Below are 21,066 nucleotides of genomic sequence, written 5' to 3' on the forward strand. Positions count from 1 at the left end.
AATCTTGCGGCCGGACGATCAGGCCGCGGCGGCGGGTCTGCGCCGACGCCGCCCGCCCGATTTGAGCACGCCGCGACGGAACAGCCGCGCCGCGACGGTGACGATGATCGCGACCCACAGCGCCTGCCATGCCAGCGCCAGCACATGCGGCCAGAGGACCGACGAGGTCGCCGCCCGCGCCGCCATCGCCAGCGGCGAACTGAACGGGAAGAGTTCGGCGACCAACATCACCCAACTGTCCGGGTGCCCGGCGGCATAGGAGCCGAGCCCGAGCATCGCGAACTGAAAGATGGTGATCGGCAGCGACAGCATCTGGATCTCGCGCTGGCTGGAGGCGAGCGCGCCGAGGCCGAGGAACACCGCGCTTTGCAGCATATAGGCCATCGTGAAATAGAGCAGGAACAACAGCGGGAAGAACGGCCCGACCGCGCCGCCCAGTTCGGCGAACACCGCATCCGCCTGGCCCGGCAGCAGCTTGGGCAGGTTCGCCAGCAGCGTGCCCCAGAAGCCGACGAACAGCAGCGCCGATCCGAACGCGCCAAGCAGCTTGCCGAAGAACACGCTTTCGAGCGGGACTGCGGCGGCAAGCACCTCGATCACCTTGTTCGAACGCTCTTCGGCCATCGCGCCGACGACCTGGCCGGAGAGCAGCAGGGTGAGGAAGAACACGCCGAGCGCGGCGAAATAGCCGGCGGCACCCCGGCCGGTGTTGGTGGGCGTTTCGCGACGCACGGTTTCGAATTGCGGGACGCTGAGCGCGGTGGTGCCGCCGGCCCGATCGGCGCGCAGCACCTGTTCGGCAAGCGCGGCGAGATAGCGCCCCTCTGCCGTACCCGTCGCACCCCGCAGGATGTGCGGCCGGGTGAGCGGACCATAGAGAACGGCCGTCACGTCAAAATCGTCGGTGGCGAGCAGGGCGCGGGCCTGGGCGGCGGGATCGGCGGCGGGCGGCTCGACATGCAGCTCGGGACGCGCCGAATCGCGCGAGAAGAGCTGGCGCAACTCGGCGTCGACCGCGTGGATCGTCGGGGCCTGCGCACGCGGCGCGATGATCACCATGCGCGCCTTGTCCTCCGCCGCGCCGGTCGCGGTCTGCGCCGTCATGCTGCCGACGAGGCCGAAGCCGATCATCAGCAGCGGGCTGAGCAGGAACAGGAGGAAGGTGGGCGTCACCACCGTGGCGGTGAAATCGCGGCGGGCGATGGTGAGCGCCTGTCGGGCGAATCGCTGGAACCGGGTCATGCGGCAAGCTCCCCTTCGGCGGCGGGCTGGGCATCGGCGCCGACGATGCGGACAAAGGCGTCGTGCAGCCCCGGGCGCTCGATCGACAGGCCCGAAATGCCATGGCCCGCCTCGATCAGCCGGACGAGCAGCGCCTCGATCCCTTCGTCAGGCACGGTGAAGCGCCAGCTGCCATTGTCGCGAACGGCATCGCCGGGAAGCATCGCCGCGACGCCGATCGCGTCGTGATGCGGCGTATAGCGGGCGCGCAGCGGCAGCGTGGCGCGCGCTTCGTCGACCGTGCCCTGGAACCGCACCTGGCCGCCGGCGATGATCGAGATGCGCTCGCAAAGCCGCTCGGCATGGGCCATCACATGGGTGGAGAAGAGCACGGTGGCGCCGCGATCGCGCTCGGCCCGGATCAGCTGTTCGAGCCGTTCCTGATTGACCGGATCGAGCCCGGAAAAGGGTTCGTCGAGTACGAGCAGGTCGGGCTGGTGAACGACCGATCCGAGCAGCTGGACGATCTGTGCCATGCCCTTGGAAAGCTTGCGGATCTTTTCGTCGACCGCGTGGCCGAGGCCGGCGCCTTCGAGTAGTTCGCCGGCGCGCTTGCGCCCGGTGGACCAGGGCAGGCCGCGCAGCGCGCCCATGAAGGCGATCGCCTCGCGGCACTTCATACCGGGATAAAGGCCGCGCTCTTCGGGCAGATAGCCGACATGATCGCTCATCGTCTGGGGCGCGTCGCTGCCGAGCAACGTGCGTTCGCCCGAATCGGGCTCGATGATGCCGAGCAGCATTCGGAGCGTGGTGGTCTTGCCGGCGCCATTGGGGCCGAGCACGCCGTAAATGTCGCCACGGGGCACGGCGATGCCGACGCCGTCCACGGCGCGCTTGTCGCCGAAGCGTTTGACGAGCGCCGTCGCGCTGACGGCAAGATTCTGCTGCAAATTGGCCCCCTTGCCTGATCGACAAACGTGGTAGCGGGGGGATGTGCGACAAGACAAGCCCATCGAATCGCGGCTGAAGGCCAAAGCGACCGAAATCGGTTTTGCCGCGTGCGGCATCGCGCGTGCCGATGCGACGCCGCAGGCCGCGGCGCGGCTGCGCGAATGGCTCGACGCCGGCGCGCATGGCGAAATGCTGTGGATGGAGGCGCGTGCCGAGCAGCGCGGCAGCCCGCAGGGACTGTGGCCCGAGGTACGATCGGTGATCGCGCTGGGCATGAGCTATGCGCCCGCCGCCGACCCGCTGGCGCTGGCCGATCGTGGCGAGGTGGGGCGGATTTCGGTCTATGCGCAGGGCGGCGATTATCACGATGTCGTCAAGCGCAGGCTGAAGGAGCTTGCGCGCTGGATCGTCGCGGAAGCACCGGGCGCCGACGTCAAGGTGTTCGTCGATACCGCCCCGGTGATGGAAAAGCCGCTTTCCGAAGCCGCCGGTCTGGGCTGGCAGGGCAAGCATACCAATCTGGTCAGCCGCAGCCACGGCAGCTGGCTGTTCCTCGGCGCGATCTATACCACGCTCGATCTGGCGCCCGACGGGCCGGGGCGGGGCGGGTGCGGCAGCTGCGATGCGTGTCAGGTGGCGTGCCCGACCGACGCCTTTCCCGCGCCCTACCGGCTCGATGCGCGGCGCTGCATCTCCTATCTGACGATCGAGGCCAAGGGGCCGATTCCGGCCGAACTGCGCCCCGCGATCGGCAATCGCATCTATGGCTGCGACGATTGCCTGGCCGTCTGCCCCTGGAACAAATTTGCCGCGGCGGCGCAGGCGAACCTGGCCTTCCAGCCCCGCGCCGAGCTGACCGCGCCCGCGCTGGCCGATCTGCTGGCGCTCGACGATACGGCGTTTCGCGCGGTGTTTGCCGGTTCGCCGATCAAGCGGATCGGCCGCGACCGGATGATGCGCAACTGCCTGATCGCCGCCGGCAACAGCGGCGAACCCGCGCTGATCGCGGCAGTTGCGCGGCTGATCGACGACCCTGCGCCGGTGGTGCGCGGGGCGGCCATATGGGCGCTGGCGCGGCTCGATCCGGCGCGATGGCAGGCCGAGCGTGCGGGGTGGCTCGCAGCGGAAACCGACCCCGACGTCGCGCGGGAGTGGGAATAGCCGGGCGTCAGCGCCCGCGCGGCGGCCCCTTGCGATGGGGCGGGCGGTTGCCCGGGCGATGCGGCGGGCCGCGACGGGCGGGGCCGTCGTTCGATCCGCGTGCCGCTGGCGGCGGACCATCGCGCACCGGCTCGATGCGGATGCCGTCGTCATCGTCGCCCGCGGTGCGCGCGAACTTTTCGACCGCGGCGGCAAATTTGGTCGCAAGCTGCTTCGGGATCTGGAAATGCGTCTCGTTCGCCGAGATGCGGATCGCGCCGACCTCGTTGCGAGTAACATGCCCGCGACGGCAGATCAGCGGCAGCACCCAGCGCGGATCGGCATTCTGGCGACGGCCGATGTCCATGCGGAACCAGACGGTATCCTCGAAGCCCGGCCGGTGGCGCTCCTGCTGCGCGGCGCGGCGCGCCTCGGGCGTGGCCTCGATCAGCTCCTCGGGCGCGGGCAGCGCCGCACGATGCGCGCGGACCAGCGCGGCGGCGATTTCGGCCGGCGTCTTTTCAGCAAGCAGCCGCTCGGCGAGCGCCTGATCTTCCTCATCGGTCTCGACCGGCTGCAACAGCGCGGCGAGCAGGCGATCGCGATCAGCGGCGCGGATGTCCTCGGCGGTCGGCGCCTCGATCCATTCGGCGGGAATGCGCGCGCCCTTCAGCACCTGTTCGACGCGGCGGCGGCGCGGATAGGGAACGATCAGCACCGCCGTTCCCTTCTTGCCGGCGCGACCGGTGCGGCCCGAGCGATGCTGGAGCGTCTCGGCATCGCGCGGCAGCTCGACATGGATCACGAGCGTGAGCGTCGGCAGATCGATGCCGCGCGCTGCGACGTCGGTGGCGACGCAGACGCGCGCGCGGCGATCGCGCAGCGCCTGAAGCGCGTGGTTGCGCTCCGACTGCGAATGTTCGCCCGAGAGCGCCACCGCCGCGAAGCCGCGCTCGATCAGGCTGGCGTGGAGATGGCGGACATTCTCGCGCGTGGCGCAGAACAGGATCGCGGTTTCGGCCTCGTGCAGCCGCAGCAGGTTGACGACGACATGCTCGATATCGGCCGGTGCGACGGTGACCGCCTGATAGCTGATGTCGCCATGCCCGCGATCCTCGCCCTTGGTCGTGATCTGGAACGCATAGTTCTGATAGCGGCGCGCCAGCGCGACGATCGGACGCGGCATGGTGGCCGAGAAGAGCAGCGTGCGGCGATCGTCCGGCGTGGCGTCGAGGATCGCCTCGAGCTCCTCGCGGAAGCCCATGTCGAGCATCTCGTCGGCTTCGTCGAGCACCGCGACGCGCAGCGCCGAAAGGTCGAGCGCGCCGCGTTCGAGATGATCGCGCAGCCGGCCCGGCGTGCCGACGACGATGTGTGCGCCGTGGTTGAGCGAGCGGCGCTCCTTCGATGCGTCCATGCCGCCGACGCAGGTGGCGATCCGGGCACCGGCGGGCGAATAGAGCCAGATCAGCTCGCGGCTGACCTGAAGCGCCAACTCGCGCGTCGGCGCGATGATCAGCGCGAGCGGGGTGCCGGCGGGCGGCAGCTGGTCCTCGCCGGCGAGCAGTTCGGCGGACATGGCCAGGCCGAACGCGACGGTCTTGCCCGATCCGGTCTGTGCCGAGACGATGAGGTCGCGGCCGAGCGCGTCGGGCTCGAGCACGGCGGACTGGACGGGCGTGAGCGTGGAATAGCCACGCTGGCCGAGCGCCTCTGCGAGACGCGGCGGAAGGTTAGTAATAGACATGCGGACCTTTTAGATGGGATGCCACGCGGCGCGCGACAAGCCTGGGGGTTGGCTGAGCGCTCAGCGCCGTGCGCGATCGATCAGCCAGACAAACAGCGCGAACGTAATCCCGATCCCTGTACCGATCAGCACGCCCATCGACGCCTCTCCGCGCGTCGCGCCGACGATCGCGCCGACGAGGATGCTGATGCCCATCAGAAAGCCGCCGGCCATCGGTGTGCGGGTTGCGGATTGCGCCATGCGCGCCCCCTTGCCACGAATTGCGGCATTGCGCCACCCGGCATGGTTGCGGCGGCGTTCACCACCATCGTCCATTCCGGCACAATCATCTTCGCGTAACGATGCGATTGCCGGCCGATCGCCGGCGCGCATGGAGTGACGATGGACTTCTATCCCTATCTCGGCGACCGCCGCGAAGTCGCCGACGCGGCCGACCTGATCCGCTTGTTCGGCGAGGATGCCGGAAACGAAGCGGCGGCACGCGCCGATCGCAGCCGCGATGTGGGCAACCATATTCACTTCTGCCGCTGGCGCCAGATCGAGCGGCTGGTGCTGCTACTGTCGGTCTCGCGCGCGCTGGGCACGGTTCACTGACGCCCGGGTAAGCGGCACAAATCGCGCGCGCCGGCACAATCTTCCGGGTCCGGCCGGACACAAACGAACAGGCGGGAGTTGTCCGCGCGCACCATAGCTGTGAGGCGCGCTTGACGACACCACAACTTCTCTCCGTCGGCGTGCTGGTCGGCATGATGCTGCTCTTCATCTGGGGCAGGCTGCGCTACGATCTCGTCGCGGTGGCGGCGCTGCTCGCGGCGCTGGCGACGGGGGTGGTCAAGCCGGCCGACGCCTTTACCGGCTTCTCCGACGACATCGTCATTATCGTCGCGTCGGCGCTCGTGCTCTCGGCGGCGGTGCAGCGATCGGGCGTGATCGAGCGGGCGATGCTGCTGCTCCAGCGGCGGGTGACGCGGATCCGTTCGCAGTTGTTGCTGCTGAGTGCCAGCGTCGGCTTCGCATCGGCGCTGGTGAAGAATATCGGCGCGCTGGCGATGATGATGCCGGTGGCGTTCCAGATGGCCAAGCGCTCGAACGCATCGCCGGCGGTGTTCCTGATGCCGATGTCGTTCGCATCGCTGCTCGGCGGGCTGATCACGCTGATCGGCACCTCGCCCAACATCATCGTCAGCCGCGTGCGGGCGGAGATGACCGGGCAGCCGTTCGGCATGTTCGATTATGCGCCGGTGGGGCTGGGGCTCACGCTGATCGGGCTGGTGTTCCTGCGCTTCGCCTATCGCCTCATTCCCCGTGATCGCCGCGCTGCGCCGACATTGGGCGAGGCGATGGACATCGAGGATTATGTCACCGAAGCGGCGATTCCGGCCGAATCGCCGGCGGTGGGCGAGACCGTCTCGGCGTTTCGCGAACGGCACGACCATGCCGTGTCGGTGACGGCGATCCTGCGCGGCGGCATTCGCAGCATGCCGTTCCCTGACAACCGGCTGCGCGCCGACGACGTGCTGATCCTGGCCGGTGCGCCGGACTCGCTGGAGCGCGTGATCTCCTCGGACAGTTTCGAGCTGGAGGGTCAGGCCCGCGAACGGCCGGCGGGCGCGACGGGCGAGATGGGCGTGCTCGAAGCGGTGGTGGGAACCGATTCGCCGCTGATGGGTCGTACCGCCGGCCGGCTGGGGCTGCACGAACGCTTCGGCGTGAACCTGATCGCGGTGTCGCGGCAGGGCGAACGGCTGTCGCGCCGGCTGGGCGACATCGAACTGCGCGCCGGCGACGTCATCGTGCTGCAGGGGCCGACCGAGCTGCTGTTCGAGCGCCTGGGCGAGCTGGGCTGCCTGCCGCTGGCGCAGCGCGAGCTGCGGCTGGGCAGCGCGCGCAAGGGGCTGTTGCCGCTGGCGATCCTGGGCGTGGCAATGGCGGCGACCGCGACGGGCCAGGTGCCGGTGGCGGTGGCGTTTTTCGCCGCGGCGGCATTGACGATCCTGGTCGGGGCGCTGCCGGTCCGCGAAGCCTATGACCATATCGAATGGCCGATCCTGGTGATGCTCGGTGCGCTGATCCCGGTGAGCGATTCGCTGCGTACTACCGGCACCACCGTGCTGATCGGCGACTGGCTGGGCCATGTCGCCGCCAGCCTGCCGGTCTGGGGGGCGGTGGCGCTGATCATGGCGGCGGCGATGGCGGTGACGCCGTTCCTCAACAATGCCGCCACGGTGCTGGTGATGGCGCCGATCGCCGCGACCTTCGCCGGCCAGCTCGGCTATCGGCCCGAGGCGTTCCTGATGGCGACCGCCGTGGGCGCGGGCTGCGACTTCCTGACGCCGATCGGCCACCAGTGCAACACGCTGGTGATGGGGCCGGGCGGCTACAAGTTCGGCGACTATGCCCGGCTCGGCGCGCCCCTTTCGCTGCTGGTGCTGATGGCCGGCACGCCATTGATTCTGTGGACATGGCCGGTGCATTGAGCCGCCACGAGGAGCATCACATGGAACATGCGGCGAGGATCGAGCGGACCGGCGGGCCCGAGGTGATCGAATGGGTGGCGACCGAGCTTGCCGAGCCGGGCGAGGGCGAAGTCCGCATGCGGACGCAGGCGGCGGGCCTCAACTTCATCGACACCTATCACCGCACCGGCCTGTACCCGGTGACGTTGCCGAGCGGGCTGGGGCTGGAAGGCGCCGGCGTGATCGAGGCGGTAGGGCCGGGGGTGGAGCGGTTCGCGGTCGGCGACCGGGTGGCGACCTATGGCCCCGCGCTGGGCGCCTATGCCACGGCGCGGGTGCTGCCCGCGGACGCGCTGTTCAAGCTGCCCGACGCGATCGGCGCCGAGGATGCCGCCGCCGTGCTGCTCAAGGGCTGCACCGCCGAATTCCTGATCGAGCGATGCGCCCGCGTCCGGCCCGGCTGGACCGTGCTGCTCCATGCAGCGGCCGGCGGTGTGGGGCAGATCGCGGCGGCGTGGCTCAAGGCGATCGGCGCAACGGTGATCGGGACGGTGGGCAGCGACGAGAAGGTGGAAATCGCCAGGGCGGCGGGCGTCGACCATGTGCTGCATTCCCGCAATGACGACATTGCCGGCCGCGTCCGGGAAATCACCGGCGGCGAGGGCGTGCCGGTGGTGCTCGACGGGGTGGGCAAGGCGACGTGGGAAGCGTCGCTGGCCAGTTGTTCGCGGCGCGGGCTGATCGTCAGCTATGGCAATGCCAGCGGCCCGGTGGCGGACGTCAAACTCGCCACGCTCAACCAGCATGGCTCGCTGTTCGTCACGCGGCCCAAGCTGTACGATTACTACACCAGCCCCGACGAGCGCGCCGCCGGTGCCGCGCGGCTGTTCGAGCTGATCGAGCAGGGCGCGATCAAGCCGGCGATCGGCCAGCGGTTCGCACTTTCCGAGGCGGCCGAGGCGCACCGGGCGATCGAGGCGGGCACGACCACCGGATCGACGATCCTGGTGCCTTGACCCCGCTCAACGTCGCCGGGTGAGCGCGGCGACGCAGCTGGCCTGATCGATCGCGCTGCCGTCGCGCTGGCGGGCGTCGATCCAGGTGACGACTGCGGCGCCGCGGCCCGAGGCCGGGGGATAGAGATAGGCGTCGAGCACGCAGATCGGGCCGGCGAACTGGAGCTTGCGGCCGCGCCCTTCGGCCAGATCGAGATGCGGCTTGCCGAACCGGGCGATCAGATGCGCGGCATCCCGACCCCGGATCGCCGCGAGATTGGCCGGCTGGGCCGACGAGGCAGCGGCGGGGGCCGGGGCATAGCCCGACGCGGGCCGGGCGGCGGGGATCGCGCCGCCGCAGCCGGCAAGCAGCAGCGGCAACAGCAACAGGGGTACGCGGCGAGATACAGGCGAAACGGCCAAAGTCTTTTCCCTTGGTTGCACTTGGGTGGCCCCCTCTCTAGGGCGTTGGCTTACCCAATTGGAGCCCTGAAACTTGACCAGCCCCAGCTTTGACGTGGTCGCGATCGGCAATGCCATCGTCGACATCCTCGCCCAGGCCGAAGACAGCTTCATCGAAGAAATCGGCGTCGCCAAGGGATCGATGCAGCTGATGTTCTCCCCCGAGGAGGCGGACGCGCTCTATGCCAAGATGGGGCCGGGCCGTGAAGTGTCGGGCGGATCGGCGGCGAACACGGTCGCCGGGATCGCGGCGCTGGGCGGCAAGGCGGCGTTCATCGGCCAGGTGGCCGACGACCAGCTCGGCACCGTCTTCGCGCACGACATCCGCGCCGCCGGCGTCCATTTCGACACCGAGGTCCGCCCCGGCCAGCCCACCACCGCGCGCTGCCTGATCTTCGTCACGCCCGACGGCCAGCGGACGATGAACACCTTTCTCGGCGCGTCGCAGTTCCTGCCCGCTAGCGCGCTCGACGAGACGCTGATCGCGAATGGCGCGATCCTGTATCTCGAAGGCTATCTGTGGGATCCGGAAGAGCCCCGCGCGGCGATGCGCAAGGCGATCGACATCGCCCGGGCGGCAGGCCGCAAGGTGGCCTTCACCCTGTCCGACGTGTTCTGCATCTCGCGCCACGGCGACGATTTTCGCAAGCTGATCGAGGATGGCCTGATCGACATCCTGTTCGCCAACGAGGCCGAGCTGCTGGCGCTGTGCGCGCATGAGGCGTTCGAGGCGGCGGTGCAGCACATTCATGGCAAGGTGCCGCTACTCGTCGTCACCCGCAGCGAGAAGGGGGCGATGGCGCTCCAGGGCGACCAGCGGGTCGAGGTTCCGGCCGAGCCGATCGCGGCGCTGGTCGACACCACGGGCGCGGGCGACATGTTTGCCGCCGGCTTCCTGCACGGCCAGGCGCAGGGCAAGGGGCTGGAAGAGTCGTTGAAGCTCGGCGCGATCTGCGCAGCCGAGATCATCCAGCATTATGGCGCCCGTGCCGAGAAGGACCTGAAGGCACTGGCCGCCGCCAAGATCGGCTGACATCCGGCGCGTAAGTTTGTGAAGTTCACACTCATGCGCGTGTGAACTTCACACTGCCCGGCAGGCGCGGGCGGGCAATCGATCGCGATGCGAAAGAGCGGCCCCGGCGAGCCGGGAACAGGCGCATCGCAGCAGCCGACCCCCTACATTGCAAGCCACGAAAAAGGGGCCGGAGGATCGATCCTCCGGCCCCTTTTGCCGTTTGCCGAGCGGGCGGCGATCAGGCGTCCTTGTTGCCCGGCGTATGGGCGGTGCCGATCGGCGGCACCGGCTGCGGCGGCACATCGTCATCGGCCTCATGCGCCTCGGTGAGGCCGCGGCCGACATGGCTGCGGCGATAGCCATAGGCGAAATAGATCACCAGGCCGATGCCGCCCCAGATCGGCAGCACCATCTTCGCATCGAAGGGCAGCAGCAGATAGAGGCTGACGCAGCCGATGATCGCGACCGGCGCGATGATGTAGACGAGCGGCGTGCGGAACGGCCGGTGGCGGTTGGGATCGGTGCGGCGCAGGATCAGCACCGCGACCGCGACCATGAAGAAGGCGAACAGCGTACCCGAGTTCGACACGTCCGCCAGCTTGCCGACCGGCAGGAACGCCGCGGCGACGGCGACGAACACGCCGGTGATGAAGGTGACGACGTGCGGGGTCTTCCACTTCGGGTGGATCGCCGCCAGCTTTTCGGGAAGTAGGCCGTCGCGCGCCATCACGAAGAAGATGCGCGTCTGGCCGAACAGCATCATCAGGATGACCGAGGGCAGCGCCAGACCGGCGGCGAGGCCCATGAAATAGCCCGCCCAGTCATAACCGCCGACCTTGAGCACATGCGCCAGCGCTTCCTTCGAGCAGGCGAGCGGCAGCGTGGCGCCGCCGCTGACGATTTCGGCGCAGCGCGCGGCGAGTTCGCTCGAACCCGGCGCTAGCACCTGGCCGTCGACGCCGGTGACCGGGGTCGCCCCGATCATGCCGATCGCGCCGGCGGCGACCAGCAGGTAGAAGATGGTGCAGATCGCAAGGCTGCCGATCAGGCCGATCGGCACGTTGCGCTGCGGATTCTTGGTCTCCTCGGCCGCGGTCGAGACCGCGTCGAAGCCGACATAGGCGAAGAAGATCGACGCCGCGGCGCCGCCGACGCCGATGATCCCCCAGCCATTGGGCGTGAAGGGGGTGAAGTTGCCGCCCTTGATGAGCGGCAGCGTGATGATGCAGAACAGCGACAGCGCGCCGATCTTGATCGCCACCAGCACGGCGTTGACCTTCGCGCTTTCGGTGGTGCCGACCATCAGCAGCCAGGTGACGAGCATCGCGATCAGCGCGGCGGGCAGATTGACCACGCCGCCAGCATAAGGCCCTGCGGCGAGCGCCGGCGGGATCGCGAGCCCGATCGTGTCGCGCAGCAGCCCGACGATATAGCCCGACCAGCCCACCGACACCGCCGAGGCGGCGACGGCATATTCGAGGACGAGCGCCCAGCCGACCATCCAGGCGAGCAATTCGCCCATCACGGCATAGGTATAGGTATAGGCCGAGCCCGAGACCGGCACCATCGAGGCGAGTTCGGAATAGCAGAGCGCGGCGACCGCGCAGACGAAGCCGGCGATGACGAACGAGATCATCATGCCCGGCCCGGCTTTTTGCGCGGCCTCCGCGGTGAGCACGAAGATGCCGGTGCCGATGATCGCCCCGACACCGAGCAGCGTCAGCTGAATCGGACCGAGCGAGCGATGGAGCGACTTCTTTTCGGCTGTGGCTAGAATGGCATCGAGAGGCTTTACGCGCCCGAATATCATCGACTGGTCCCCTTTGCGGCACGCGCGGCGCCGCCCCCAAATTGGTAAAGGCGCGAGCCTAGCCGCAAAAGCGGGGCGCGCAATCCCCTACCGCGTGCTGACGTGAAACAATGTTGCGCCCGGGCGCAATCAGCGCGCGAGCATCGGCCCGAGCGGTTGCCCTGCGAAGATGTGGACGTGCAGGTGCGGCACTTCCTGGCCGGCATGGAGCCCGGTGTTGGCGAGCAGGCGGTAGCCGGGTTCGACGAGCCCCGCCGCGCGGGCGACGGCGCCGACCGCGCGGACGAAGCCGGCCATTTCGGCCTCCGACGCATTGGCGGAGAAATCGTCCCAGCTGACATAGGCGCCGCGCGGGATCACAAGGATGTGATGCGGCGCCTGCGGATTGATGTCGTGAAAGGCGAGGGCGTGATCGTCCTCATAGACTTTCTTCGCCGGGATCTCGCCGCGCAGGATCTTCGCGAAGATGTTCTGGTCGTCATAGGGCTTGGTCGGGTCGATCGGCATTGTGGGGCTCCGTCGTTCAGATCCTCCCCGGAACGGGGAGGGGGACCGCGCGGCGCAGCCGCGTGGTGGAGGGGCCGCGCCGACAGGCGCGGGGCTCGCTGGCAGCGCAGGACTCCGCCGCGTGCCGCGGCGGCCCCTCCACCATTCGCTGCGCGAATGGTCCCCCTCCCCGTTCCGGGGAGGAATGTGGGGGGCTCTTCACGCCTTCCGCGCCGCCTTTTCGGCGATCCCGGATACGCCCTCGCGGCGGGCCAGCTCGGCGCGGACGTCGTCGAGGCTGAGGTCCATGTCGGCCAGCAGCACGAGCAGGTGGAAGATCAGATCGGCCGATTCCTTCACCACCTCCGCGCGATCGTCCTGGATCGCGGCGATCACCGCTTCGGTGGCTTCCTCGCCCAGCTTCTGCGCAATCTTGGCGCGGCCGCGGGCGGTGAGCTTGGCGACATAGCTGGTCGAAGGATCGCCCGAGCGGCGGTCGCGGATCGTCTGTTCGAGCGTGTCGAGAAGGTCGGCCATGCCCACCGGCTGCGGGAGCGGGGCGGCGCTGTCAATCCTGCGGCGCGCGACTGCGGCGCTTCCCTTATGGTAATTGCGAGCGATTCGCGGCAGCAGGGTGGAATGACGATGGTGCAGGACCGCGAGTCGGAGGCAAAGCAGGGGCGGCTGTCGCGGCCCTTGTGGCTGGTGCTGGGATTCGTGTTCGTTGCGCTCGGCTTCATCGGCGCGCTGCTGCCGCTGCTGCCGACGACGATCTTCCTGATCCTCGCCGCCGGCTGCTTCGCCCGCTCCTCGCCGCGGCTGGAGGCGTGGCTGCTCGACCATCCGCGATTCGGGCCGACTTTGGTGGCGTGGCGCGAACAGGGCGCGATCCCGCGCAGGGGGAAGGCGCTGGCCTGCGCCGGCATGGCGCTCGGCTACGGCCTGTTCGCCTGGGGTGCACGGCCGGGACCGTGGCTGGCGGTCGGCGTGGCGGCGGCGATGCTGGGGTGTGCCTGGTATGTGCTGAGCCGGCCGACGGCGGTTTAGAGCAAGTGCGGTAGCGAACGGTATGCAGAGGGCTGGACGGGGCCAAGGCTGCCTCAGCTATTGTTTGCTGGCGCTATCGTTACGCTTCGGAAATTTGGTCCATCACGCCCTTTTTCGGGATCGCTTTCCATGGAGAGGACGCGCCGGAACCGAAAGCTTCCATAATAGGTGTCGCCATCCGTCGCATAGACGTAGTATCTAACATTTGGCATCAGCTTCTTGGCTGGCTTAGAATCTGTGGCATCTTCCGGCGTTGCGCCATATTTTAGAGGGAAGTCGCTGCGACATTCCGAAAATTTCAGGGGTTTGTCGAAGCTCCACATGAGATCGCCCGCTTCACTGGTAACTTCAAAGTGAGAGAGGCAACCTGAACTACGATCTTCCGCGCTGAAGACGATTTCACCGCCAACGAAATCAACATCTATGGGATATGCATAGCTGCAACCAGCCAGCGCTAACAGGAAGAGCGCGCTCAGCCAGAGGGGGAAGCGATGGGCTGAGGATGCTGTCCGGCTCACGAACAAAACTTAGCAGCAGACAGGCGCGCTGCAACTGGCGCCTCGCCGGTCGCCAGCCGAACCTACCCCCTCACCGGAATCCCCGCCGCCGCCAGCGCGGCATGCGCCTCGGCGATCGTCGCCTGGCCGAAGTGGAAGATCGACGCCGCCAGCACCGCAGATGCGTGGCCGTCGCGGATGCCCGCCACCAGATCGTCCAGCCCGCCGACGCCGCCCGAGGCGACCACCGGCACCGTCACCTGGTCGGCAATCGTCCGGATCAGCTCGAGGTCATAGCCGTCGCGGGTGCCGTCGCGGTCCATCGAGGTGACGAGCAGCTCGCCCGCGCCCAGCTCGGCGAGGCGCAGCGCGTGCTCGACCGCATCGATGCCGGTTTCGCGGCGGCCGCCATGGGTGAACACTTCCCAGCGCCCGTCGCCGGTCCGTCGCGCGTCGACCGAGGCGACGACGCACTGGCTGCCCATGCGGTCGGCGATCTCGGCGACCACTTCGGGGCGCGACACCGCGGCGCTGTTCACCGCAACCTTGTCCGCGCCGGCCAGCAGCAGCGCGCGGGCGTCCTCGACGCTGCGCACCCCGCCGCCGACGGTGAGCGGCATGAAGCACACCTCGGCGGTGCGGCGCACCACGTCGAGGATCGTGCCCCGCGCCTCGTGGCTGGCGGTGATGTCGAGGAAGCACAGCTCGTCGGCGCCCGCCGCGTCATAGGCGCGGGCCTGCTCGACCGGATCGCCGGCGTCGCGCAGCTCGACAAAGTTGACGCCCTTCACCACGCGGCCGTTCGCCACGTCGAGGCAGGGGATGACGCGGGCGCGGACAGTCATGCTCGGGGCTCCGGCGTTTGGGCAGGATGGGTTTCACGCGAAGGCGCGAAGGCACGAAGAAAAGAAGGTTTTTGGTTCGCGCAGAGGCGCAGAGGGACGCAGAGGGGGGCCTGCCGCGCTAGCGGCACTGCACCCGAAAGGACATCGCGCGCTGCTGCTGCATTGAGGGCGGCTGACGCCGCGCGGCTTCGCGCCTCCTCTGCGTCTCCGCGCCTCTGCGCGCAAAAAATCTTAGCGCCTTCGCGCCTTCGCGTGAACCTCATGCGGCCCCCCGGCCCGCCGCGATTGCCTTCGCCAGGTCGAGCCGGCCGTCATAGAGCGCGCGGCCGGAGATCACGCCTTCGATGCCGTCGCTCACGTGGCCGCGCAGCGCATGGATGTCGTGGATGTCGGTGACGCCGCCGCTGGCGATCACCGGGATCGAGACGGCGCGGGCCAGCGCCACCGTCGCTTCGACATTGCACCCCTTGAGCAGCCCGTCGCGGCCGACATCGGTGAAGAGCAAAGCGGCGACGCCGGCATCCTCGAAGCGACGGGCGAGATCTACGACGCTGACGTCCGACACATCGGCCCAGCCATGTGTCGCCACCATGCCGTCGCGCGCGTCGACCGCGACGACGATCTGGCCGGGATGCGCGCGGGCGGCTTCGCGGACGAGGTCCGGATTCTCCAGCGCGGCGGTGCCGATCACGACGCGGGTGACGCCCATGTCGAGCCAGCGGGCGATCGACTCATGGGTGCGGATGCCGCCGCCGAGCTGCACCTTGGCGGGCGTCTTCGCCAGGATGTTGGCGACGGCGAGGCCGTTGACCGATTCGCCCGCGAAGGCGCCGTCGAGATCGACCACGTGCAGCCATTCGGCGCCGGCCTCGGCGAACAGCGCGGCCTGGGCGGCGGGGTCGTCGCCATAGACGGTGGCGCGCGCCATATCGCCTTCGGCGAGGCGGACGACCTGACCGGCCTTGAGATCGATGGCGGGGAAGATGTGCAGGGTCATCATTTCTTCCAAACTGCCTCCCCCCTTGCGGGGGAGGCCGCGAGACTTGGGGAGCGAAGCGAGCCTAGTCGCAGCGGGAGAGGGGTTGCGCTTGCCTGGCAAGCGCGCGCGGCTACGCCGCGCTCACCCTCTCCAACCTTCGCTAGGCGCTGACGCGCCAAGCTACGGTATCCTCCCCCGTTAAGGGGGAGGAGGGGAATGGTTCTCACGGCTTCCACGCCAGGAACCGTTCGAGCAGCGCGATGCCGTAGCGCTGGCTCTTCTCGGGGTGGAACTGCAGGCCCACGATATTGTCGCGGCCGATCGCGGCGGTCACCGGGCCGCCATGTTCGGTGGTGGCGAGCACCGCGTCGCCGTCGAACGCGAAGCTGTGGAGGAAATAGGCCTCGCCGCGCTCGATCAGCGGGTGGTCGGCCACCGGCACCACGTCGTTCCAGCCCATGTGCGGCACGCGGAGTTCCGGACCGGCGGGCAGCTGCCGCACCGTGCCGGGGATCCAGCCTAGCCCGGCATGGCTGCCCAGCTCTTCGCCGGTCGTCGCCAGCAGCTGCATACCGACGCACACGCCGAGGAACGGCACCGCGTCGCGCAGCACTCGCGCCTCCAGCGCCTCGATCATGCCCGGCAGCGCACGCAGGCCCGAGGCGCAGGCGCCGAACGCGCCGACGCCGGGCAGCACCACCCGGTCGGCGCCCAGCACCACGATCGGATCGGCCGTCACCGCGATGTCGGTCGCACCCGCCGCCTTCAGCGCATTGTGCACCGAGTGGAGGTTGCCCGCGCCGTAATCGATCAGCGCGACCCTCACTGGCCGAGCGCTTCCAGCCCCGGCGCGAGGATGCTCGGGGCGACTTCGATGAAGGCATATTCGGCCGCGCCTGCCGTCGCGAAGGGATCGCCCGCCGCCCAGGCCTGCACTTCTTCGAGCGACCCGCGCGCCATGAAGAAGCCGCCGGTCACCGGCACCTTGCGGCCCGCGACCAGCAGGCGGCCGTCGGCGACGCCCTGCTTGAGCCAGTCGACATGCGCAGGGCGCAGCGAATCGATCTGCGCGATGTCCACCTTGTAGGTCAGCAGCACCAGGATCATCACAGCACGCCCTTGGTCGACGGGATCACGCCCGCCTTGCGGGGATCGATCTCCACCGCCTCGCGCAGTGCGCGCGCCAAGCCCTTGAACGCGGCTTCGGCGATATGGTGGTTGTTGCTGCCGTACAGCGTCTCGACGTGCAGCGTCAGCCCGGCGGTCTGGGCGAAGCTGTGGAACCAGTGCTCGAACATCTCGGTGTCCATCTCGCCGAGCTTCTTCTGCGAGAATTCGGTCTTCCACACGAGATAGGGGCGACCGGAAATGTCGATCGCCACGCGGGTCAGCGTCTCGTCCATCGGCGACAGCGCGTCGGCATAGCGGCGGATGCCCTTCTTGTCGCCCAGCGCCTTGGCAATCGCCTCGCCGATCGCGAGCCCGGTATCCTCCACCGTGTGGTGCTGGTCGATATGGAGGTCGCCCACGGTCTTCACGTCGAGGTCGATCAGCGAGTGGCGGCTGAGCTGTTCGAGCATGTGATCGAAAAAACCGATGCCGGTTTCGATGTGATAGGCCCCCGTGCCGTCGAGGTTCACGGTGACGTCGATCGAGGTTTCGCTCGTCTTTCGGCTGATCGTCGCGGTGCGCATGCGCTGCACATAGCGGCGCAAGCGTCGCATGCAATCTTGACCCCGCATTTTCAGCCGCTACCCAAAGGAGCATGACAGGGAATGTGCCCGATAGTTTGATTCCGTATGACGAGATCGTGCAGGAAGCCTTGCGCGCCGTGGTGGGCCGTGTGCTCGGATCGGTGGCGGAATCGGGCGGCCTGCCGGGCGCGCATCATTTCTACATCACGTTCAAGACGCAGACGCCGGGGGTGGATATCCCGCAGCGGCTGATGGAGCGTTTCCCGGACGAGATGACGATCGTGCTCCAGCACCGTTACTGGGACCTTACGGTCGACGACCGCAAATTCTCGGTGGGGCTGAGCTTCAACCAGATCCCGTCGACGCTGGTGATCCCGTTCGTCGCGATCACCGGATTCCACGATCCGGCGGTCAATTTCGAGCTGCGCTTCCAGGCGCAGGATGGCCCCGACGGCCCCGAGCCGCACGAGCATGACGATGCCGAGAATGACGGCGAGGGTCCGGTGGTGAAGCCCGCCGATGACGGATCGAACGTCGTCTCGGTGGATTTCAAGCGGAAGAAATGACCCGGTTCCGGCCCGCACGCGGCGGGCCGGGCGGGATCGTCAGAACGACAGGCGCGCGTGGCCCATCACACGGTCGCCCGCGTGCCGCAGATCGGCATAGGGCGAGCTGCTGACGGCATCGGTGTTGATATCGGTGCCGACATAATCGACGCCGAGCGTCAGCGGGCCGCTGATATGTTCGACCCCGATCCGCCAGTCCGAATAATCGCCATCGGGCCGCAGTCGTGCCGAGCGGGAATCGTCGGTGCTGCCCGAGCTGTGGCCGACCGAGCCCGACAGGGTGAACGGCGTCGACGGAATGCCGATCGCGGCGCCTGCGTGCAGATAGAGATTGTCGCCGCCGATCGGCCCCTGATCGGGCGCATAGGTGGCGCCGCCATTCACCTGGAGCGGGCCGAAGGTGAAGCTGCCGGTGCCGCCGAATTCGAAATAATCCATGCTGCGCGCGGCGCCGGTGAACAGGTGCCCGGTGACGAAGCCGCGCAGATTGACCGGCCCCAGCCCGAACTGGCGGCCCGCCTCGAGATCGACGACGGTGTCGGCGCCGCCATGGCGCACCGATTCGCGCGTCATCGCCACCCGCGCCGAGGCGTCGAAGCCGAGGATGCCGGCGCTGACATCGGCCGAGCCGGTCAGCTGGTTTTCGCTCCAGCTGATGCCGCGGCGGCTTTCGTCGGTGGAAAGCTCGACCCCGCCGGACAGCGAAGGCAGAACCTGCGCATGTGCCGCCGGCAGGGCAACGAGAAACAATAACGCGGTACAGCCGGCCCGGAGGCCGATCGATTGATTCATCCGATATTCCTATTCGACAGATCGTCGAGCTCTGCGCGGAGCGCATCGATATCGCGCCGGGCAAGCTCGATCATCTGTTCCTGCATCGCGTTCGACCGCGCTGCAACCTCGCGGCGGATTGCTTCGCGCTGCGCGGTGCACCAGCCGGGGCGACTGCCCGACATCATCGCATCGTGCCGGACGTTGCGGCGGAGCACCGACCCGTCGGCGCGGGCGGCGGTGCGATCGACGATCAGATCGGCCTGCCATACGCAGCGCAGCGTGCCGGCGCGGCCGCCCGGGGCGACGGCACCGATCTGGCGGTGGCTGATGTCGAGATCCAGCCGGTAGCGTGCATCGACCGTGCCGCTGGCGTGATCGAGGCGCTCGACATGCGCGATCCCGCTGGCGGGTTCGGCGACGGTCGCCGCGCCGGCAATCAACGCGAGGGATAACAGCGTCATCATGGCTCATCTCCTGCTTGCCCCGGCGTCGTGGATGCGCCGGTGGCGGTGGTAACGAGAACGAATTCTGTTCGCCGGGGCTCCGTTCGGATCAAGTTACATATTGTTTCGCAGCCGGTTGCCGCCGGCCTTGCCGATGCCGGCGGCGATGCCCAGTTGCTGTGACGCGACGTTTCCGCAGTCTGGAGGACCGATGACCGACACCCGCACCGAAACCGACTCGATCGGCGCGATCGACGTACCCGCCAATGCCTATTGGGGGGCGCAGACGCAGCGATCGATCCAGAACTTCCCGTTCGGGGCCGAGGAGCGGATGCCGATCGGCATCGTCCATGCCCAGGCGATCGTGAAGCAGGCAGCGGCGCGGGTGAATGTTAAGCACGGGCTCGACCCCGAGATCGCGCAAGTGATCGACCAGGTGGCGCAGGAGGTGATCGACGGCAAGCTCGACGACCAGTTCCCGCTGGTGATCTGGCAGACCGGCAGCGGCACCCAGACCAACATGAACGTCAACGAGGTGATCGCCGGCCGGGCCAACGAGATCCTCACTGGAAATCGCGGCGGCAAGAGCCCGATCCACCCCAACGATCACGTCAACATGGCGCAATCGTCGAACGACAGCTTCCCGACTGCGCTGCACATCGCTGCGGCGCGCGCGGTGACGCTTGACCTGTTCCCGGCACTCGAGCGGCTGCACGCCTCGCTCGACCGCAAGGCGCGCGAATGGGACCATATCGTCAAGATCGGCCGCACCCATTTGCAGGACGCGACGCCGCTGACGCTGGGGCAGGAATTTTCGGGCTATGCGGCGATGCTCGACTCTGCGCGGGCGCGGTTCCACAGCGTGCTCGAACTCGATGTGTTCAAGCTGGCGCTGGGAGGCACCGCGGTGGGCACCGGGCTCAACTCGCCGCCGGGCTATGCCGAGGATGTGGCGGCGGAGATCGCCAGGATCACCGGCCTGCCGTTCGTCTCGGCGCCCAACAAGTTCGAGATGCTGGCGACCAAGGATCAGCTGGTGAACCTCTCCGGCGTCTGCAACACGCTGGCGGTGTCGCTCACTAAGATCGCCAACGACATCCGCCTGCTCGGCTCGGGTCCGCGTTCGGGGCTGGGCGAACTGGAACTGCCCGCGAACGAGCCGGGCAGTTCGATCATGCCGGGCAAGGTCAACCCCACCCAGAGCGAATCGCTGACGATGGTCGCGGCGCAGGTGATCGGCAACCACACCGCCGTCACCGTGGGCGGCATGCAGGGCCATTTCGAGCTCAACGTGTTCAAGCCGCTGATCGGCGCGAACGTGCTCCGTTCGATCACGCTGATGTCGGTGGGCATGACCAACTTCGCCGAGCGCGCGGTGGACGGCGCGGTGGCGAACGAGGCGCGGATCAAGGAGCTGGTCGATCGCTCGCTGATGCTGGTGACCGCGTTGGCGCCGGCGATCGGCTACGACAATGCCGCAAAGATCGCCAAGCACGCGCATGAGAAGGGGCTTACGCTGAAGGAGTCCGGGCTGGCGCTGGGGCTGGTCGACGAGGCGACGTTCGACAGGTTCGTCCGGCCGGAGACGATGACGGGCCGTTGAACGGCTGCGGCAAGCGGCGGGAACGCGCGTCCAGCTTTCCCGTTGATCCGGGCGAAGGAGACGAAGATGATCGGCAAGGCAATCGCAGGATGGATCGGCAGCAAGATCGATCGCCGGGACGGCGAGGGCGGCGCGCTGGGCGCAGCGGTCGGCGTTGCCGTGTGGGAAGTCGGCAAGCGCGTGGTTCCGGCGGCGTTCGTGCTGGGCGCCGGGGCGATCGGCGCGGCCTATCTGAAGCGCAAGTTGAGTGTCGAACACGGTCCCGATACGGGTCTCGGCGCATGAGCTGACGCGGCGCCCGGGCTTGACGGCCTGGGCGCCGCTACGCCAAAGGC

At 68.3% G+C, this 21,066-nt stretch carries 25 protein-coding genes; 9 read left to right on the plus strand and 16 right to left on the minus strand.

From position 1 onward, the window contains the following. Positions 1-18: 18 nt before the first annotated feature. Both ACX40Y_RS06585 and ACX40Y_RS06590 read right to left on the minus strand, forming a co-directional pair. Positions 19-1,242 (minus strand): ABC transporter permease, encoded by a 1,224-nt coding sequence (locus ACX40Y_RS06585; protein WP_459118742.1) that lies wholly within the window; start codon positions 1,240-1,242, stop codon positions 19-21. Further along, complete coding sequence (locus tag ACX40Y_RS06590) at positions 1,239-2,171, minus strand: ABC transporter ATP-binding protein (protein WP_459118743.1); 933 nt, start codon at positions 2,169-2,171, stop codon at positions 1,239-1,241. Before ACX40Y_RS06590 ends, ACX40Y_RS06585 begins: the two co-directional genes overlap by 4 nt. A 43-nt stretch (positions 2,172-2,214) precedes the next feature. Here ACX40Y_RS06590 and queG point away from each other — a divergent pair, with 43 nt between their 5' ends. After that, positions 2,215-3,333, plus strand: coding sequence for a tRNA epoxyqueuosine(34) reductase QueG (queG, locus tag ACX40Y_RS06595; protein ID WP_459118744.1), 1,119 nt, complete (start codon positions 2,215-2,217; stop codon positions 3,331-3,333). Positions 3,334-3,340: 7 nt separating this feature from the next. On the opposite strand, the gene ACX40Y_RS06600 is transcribed toward queG, so the two are convergent. Then, positions 3,341-5,059 carry a DEAD/DEAH box helicase gene (locus ACX40Y_RS06600; RefSeq protein ID WP_459118745.1) on the minus strand — a complete coding sequence of 573 codons (1,719 nt, stop codon included), beginning with the start codon at positions 5,057-5,059 and terminating at the stop codon, positions 3,341-3,343. Between the two features lie 60 nt (positions 5,060-5,119). Beyond that, complete coding sequence (locus ACX40Y_RS06605) at positions 5,120-5,299, minus strand: hypothetical protein (protein ID WP_459118746.1); 180 nt, start codon at positions 5,297-5,299, stop codon at positions 5,120-5,122. 141 nt (positions 5,300-5,440) lie between these two features. On the opposite strand from ACX40Y_RS06605, the gene ACX40Y_RS06610 reads away from it, so the two are divergent. From ACX40Y_RS06610 to ACX40Y_RS06620, 3 genes are all read left to right on the plus strand, one after another. Beyond that, positions 5,441-5,653, plus strand: coding sequence for a hypothetical protein (locus ACX40Y_RS06610; protein ID WP_459118747.1), 213 nt, complete (start codon positions 5,441-5,443; stop codon positions 5,651-5,653). Between the two features lie 110 nt (positions 5,654-5,763). Continuing rightward, a complete protein-coding gene (locus ACX40Y_RS06615; protein ID WP_459118748.1) occupies positions 5,764-7,536 on the plus strand; it encodes an SLC13 family permease in 1,773 nt (590 codons plus the stop codon). Positions 7,537-7,556: 20 nt separating this feature from the next. Continuing rightward, positions 7,557-8,531 carry a quinone oxidoreductase family protein gene (locus tag ACX40Y_RS06620; protein ID WP_459118881.1) on the plus strand — a complete coding sequence of 325 codons (975 nt, stop codon included), beginning with the start codon at positions 7,557-7,559 and terminating at the stop codon, positions 8,529-8,531. 6 nt (positions 8,532-8,537) lie between these two features. Here the strand turns inward: ACX40Y_RS06620 and ACX40Y_RS06625 are convergent, their stop codons facing one another. After that, on the minus strand, positions 8,538-8,897 hold the full coding sequence (locus ACX40Y_RS06625; RefSeq protein ID WP_459118749.1) for a hypothetical protein: 360 nt from the start codon (positions 8,895-8,897) through the stop codon (positions 8,538-8,540). Between the two features lie 109 nt (positions 8,898-9,006). Between ACX40Y_RS06625 and ACX40Y_RS06630 the strand changes: the two genes are divergently transcribed. After that, positions 9,007-10,005, plus strand: a complete 999-nt coding sequence (locus ACX40Y_RS06630) for an adenosine kinase (RefSeq protein WP_459118750.1) — start codon at positions 9,007-9,009, stop codon at positions 10,003-10,005. Positions 10,006-10,225: 220 nt separating this feature from the next. Here ACX40Y_RS06630 and ACX40Y_RS06635 read toward each other — a convergent pair whose 3' ends face one another. From ACX40Y_RS06635 to ACX40Y_RS06645, 3 genes are all read right to left on the minus strand, one after another. After that, on the minus strand, positions 10,226-11,797 hold the full coding sequence (locus ACX40Y_RS06635) for an amino acid permease (protein ID WP_459118751.1): 1,572 nt from the start codon (positions 11,795-11,797) through the stop codon (positions 10,226-10,228). A 129-nt stretch (positions 11,798-11,926) separates the two neighbouring features. Beyond that, positions 11,927-12,304 (minus strand): histidine triad nucleotide-binding protein, encoded by a 378-nt coding sequence (locus ACX40Y_RS06640; RefSeq protein ID WP_459118752.1) that lies wholly within the window; start codon positions 12,302-12,304, stop codon positions 11,927-11,929. Positions 12,305-12,502: 198 nt separating this feature from the next. Beyond that, entirely contained in the window at positions 12,503-12,820 is a 318-nt protein-coding gene (locus ACX40Y_RS06645) for a phosphoribosyl-ATP diphosphatase (RefSeq protein ID WP_459118753.1), read from the minus strand. Between the two features lie 108 nt (positions 12,821-12,928). On the opposite strand from ACX40Y_RS06645, the gene ACX40Y_RS06650 reads away from it, so the two are divergent. Next, positions 12,929-13,330 (plus strand): YbaN family protein, encoded by a 402-nt coding sequence (locus tag ACX40Y_RS06650; protein ID WP_459118882.1) that lies wholly within the window; start codon positions 12,929-12,931, stop codon positions 13,328-13,330. 53 nt (positions 13,331-13,383) lie between these two features. Here the strand turns inward: ACX40Y_RS06650 and ACX40Y_RS06655 are convergent, their stop codons facing one another. The 6 genes from ACX40Y_RS06655 to hisB all read right to left on the minus strand — a co-directional run bounded on the left by ACX40Y_RS06655 (position 13,384) and on the right by hisB (position 17,345). Further along, on the minus strand, positions 13,384-13,848 hold the full coding sequence (locus tag ACX40Y_RS06655) for a hypothetical protein (protein WP_459118754.1): 465 nt from the start codon (positions 13,846-13,848) through the stop codon (positions 13,384-13,386). A gap of 62 nt (positions 13,849-13,910) precedes the next feature. Next, on the minus strand, positions 13,911-14,672 hold the full coding sequence (gene hisF, locus ACX40Y_RS06660; RefSeq protein WP_121074154.1) for an imidazole glycerol phosphate synthase subunit HisF: 762 nt from the start codon (positions 14,670-14,672) through the stop codon (positions 13,911-13,913). Positions 14,673-14,931: 259 nt separating this feature from the next. Beyond that, complete coding sequence (gene hisA, locus ACX40Y_RS06665; RefSeq protein WP_459118755.1) at positions 14,932-15,669, minus strand: 1-(5-phosphoribosyl)-5-[(5-phosphoribosylamino)methylideneamino]imidazole-4-carboxamide isomerase; 738 nt, start codon at positions 15,667-15,669, stop codon at positions 14,932-14,934. A 205-nt stretch (positions 15,670-15,874) separates the two neighbouring features. Continuing rightward, positions 15,875-16,477 carry an imidazole glycerol phosphate synthase subunit HisH gene (gene hisH / locus ACX40Y_RS06670; RefSeq protein WP_459118756.1) on the minus strand — a complete coding sequence of 201 codons (603 nt, stop codon included), beginning with the start codon at positions 16,475-16,477 and terminating at the stop codon, positions 15,875-15,877. Next, positions 16,474-16,758 carry a YciI family protein gene (locus ACX40Y_RS06675; RefSeq protein WP_459118757.1) on the minus strand — a complete coding sequence of 95 codons (285 nt, stop codon included), beginning with the start codon at positions 16,756-16,758 and terminating at the stop codon, positions 16,474-16,476. Before ACX40Y_RS06675 ends, hisH begins: the two co-directional genes overlap by 4 nt. Beyond that, positions 16,758-17,345: an imidazoleglycerol-phosphate dehydratase HisB gene (hisB, locus tag ACX40Y_RS06680; protein WP_459118883.1), complete on the minus strand. Its 588-nt coding sequence runs from the start codon at positions 17,343-17,345 to the stop codon at positions 16,758-16,760. The genes ACX40Y_RS06675 and hisB overlap by 1 nt, the downstream gene beginning before the upstream one ends. 71 nt (positions 17,346-17,416) lie before the next feature. On the opposite strand from hisB, the gene ACX40Y_RS06685 reads away from it, so the two are divergent. Then, entirely contained in the window at positions 17,417-17,911 is a 495-nt protein-coding gene (locus tag ACX40Y_RS06685; protein WP_459118758.1) for an SspB family protein, read from the plus strand. 39 nt (positions 17,912-17,950) lie between these two features. On the opposite strand, the gene ACX40Y_RS06690 is transcribed toward ACX40Y_RS06685, so the two are convergent. After that, entirely contained in the window at positions 17,951-18,703 is a 753-nt protein-coding gene (locus ACX40Y_RS06690) for a TorF family putative porin (RefSeq protein WP_459118759.1), read from the minus strand. After that, positions 18,700-19,146 carry a hypothetical protein gene (locus ACX40Y_RS06695; protein ID WP_459118760.1) on the minus strand — a complete coding sequence of 149 codons (447 nt, stop codon included), beginning with the start codon at positions 19,144-19,146 and terminating at the stop codon, positions 18,700-18,702. The genes ACX40Y_RS06690 and ACX40Y_RS06695 overlap by 4 nt, the downstream gene beginning before the upstream one ends. Positions 19,147-19,339: 193 nt before the next feature. Here ACX40Y_RS06695 and fumC point away from each other — a divergent pair, with 193 nt between their 5' ends. Further along, positions 19,340-20,731, plus strand: a complete 1,392-nt coding sequence (fumC, locus tag ACX40Y_RS06700; RefSeq protein ID WP_459118761.1) for a class II fumarate hydratase — start codon at positions 19,340-19,342, stop codon at positions 20,729-20,731. Positions 20,732-20,797: 66 nt separating this feature from the next. Then, positions 20,798-21,016 carry a hypothetical protein gene (locus ACX40Y_RS06705; RefSeq protein ID WP_459118762.1) on the plus strand — a complete coding sequence of 73 codons (219 nt, stop codon included), beginning with the start codon at positions 20,798-20,800 and terminating at the stop codon, positions 21,014-21,016. Positions 21,017-21,066 lie beyond the last annotated feature (50 nt).

Source organism: Sphingomonas sp. RS6 (genome assembly GCF_054489705.1).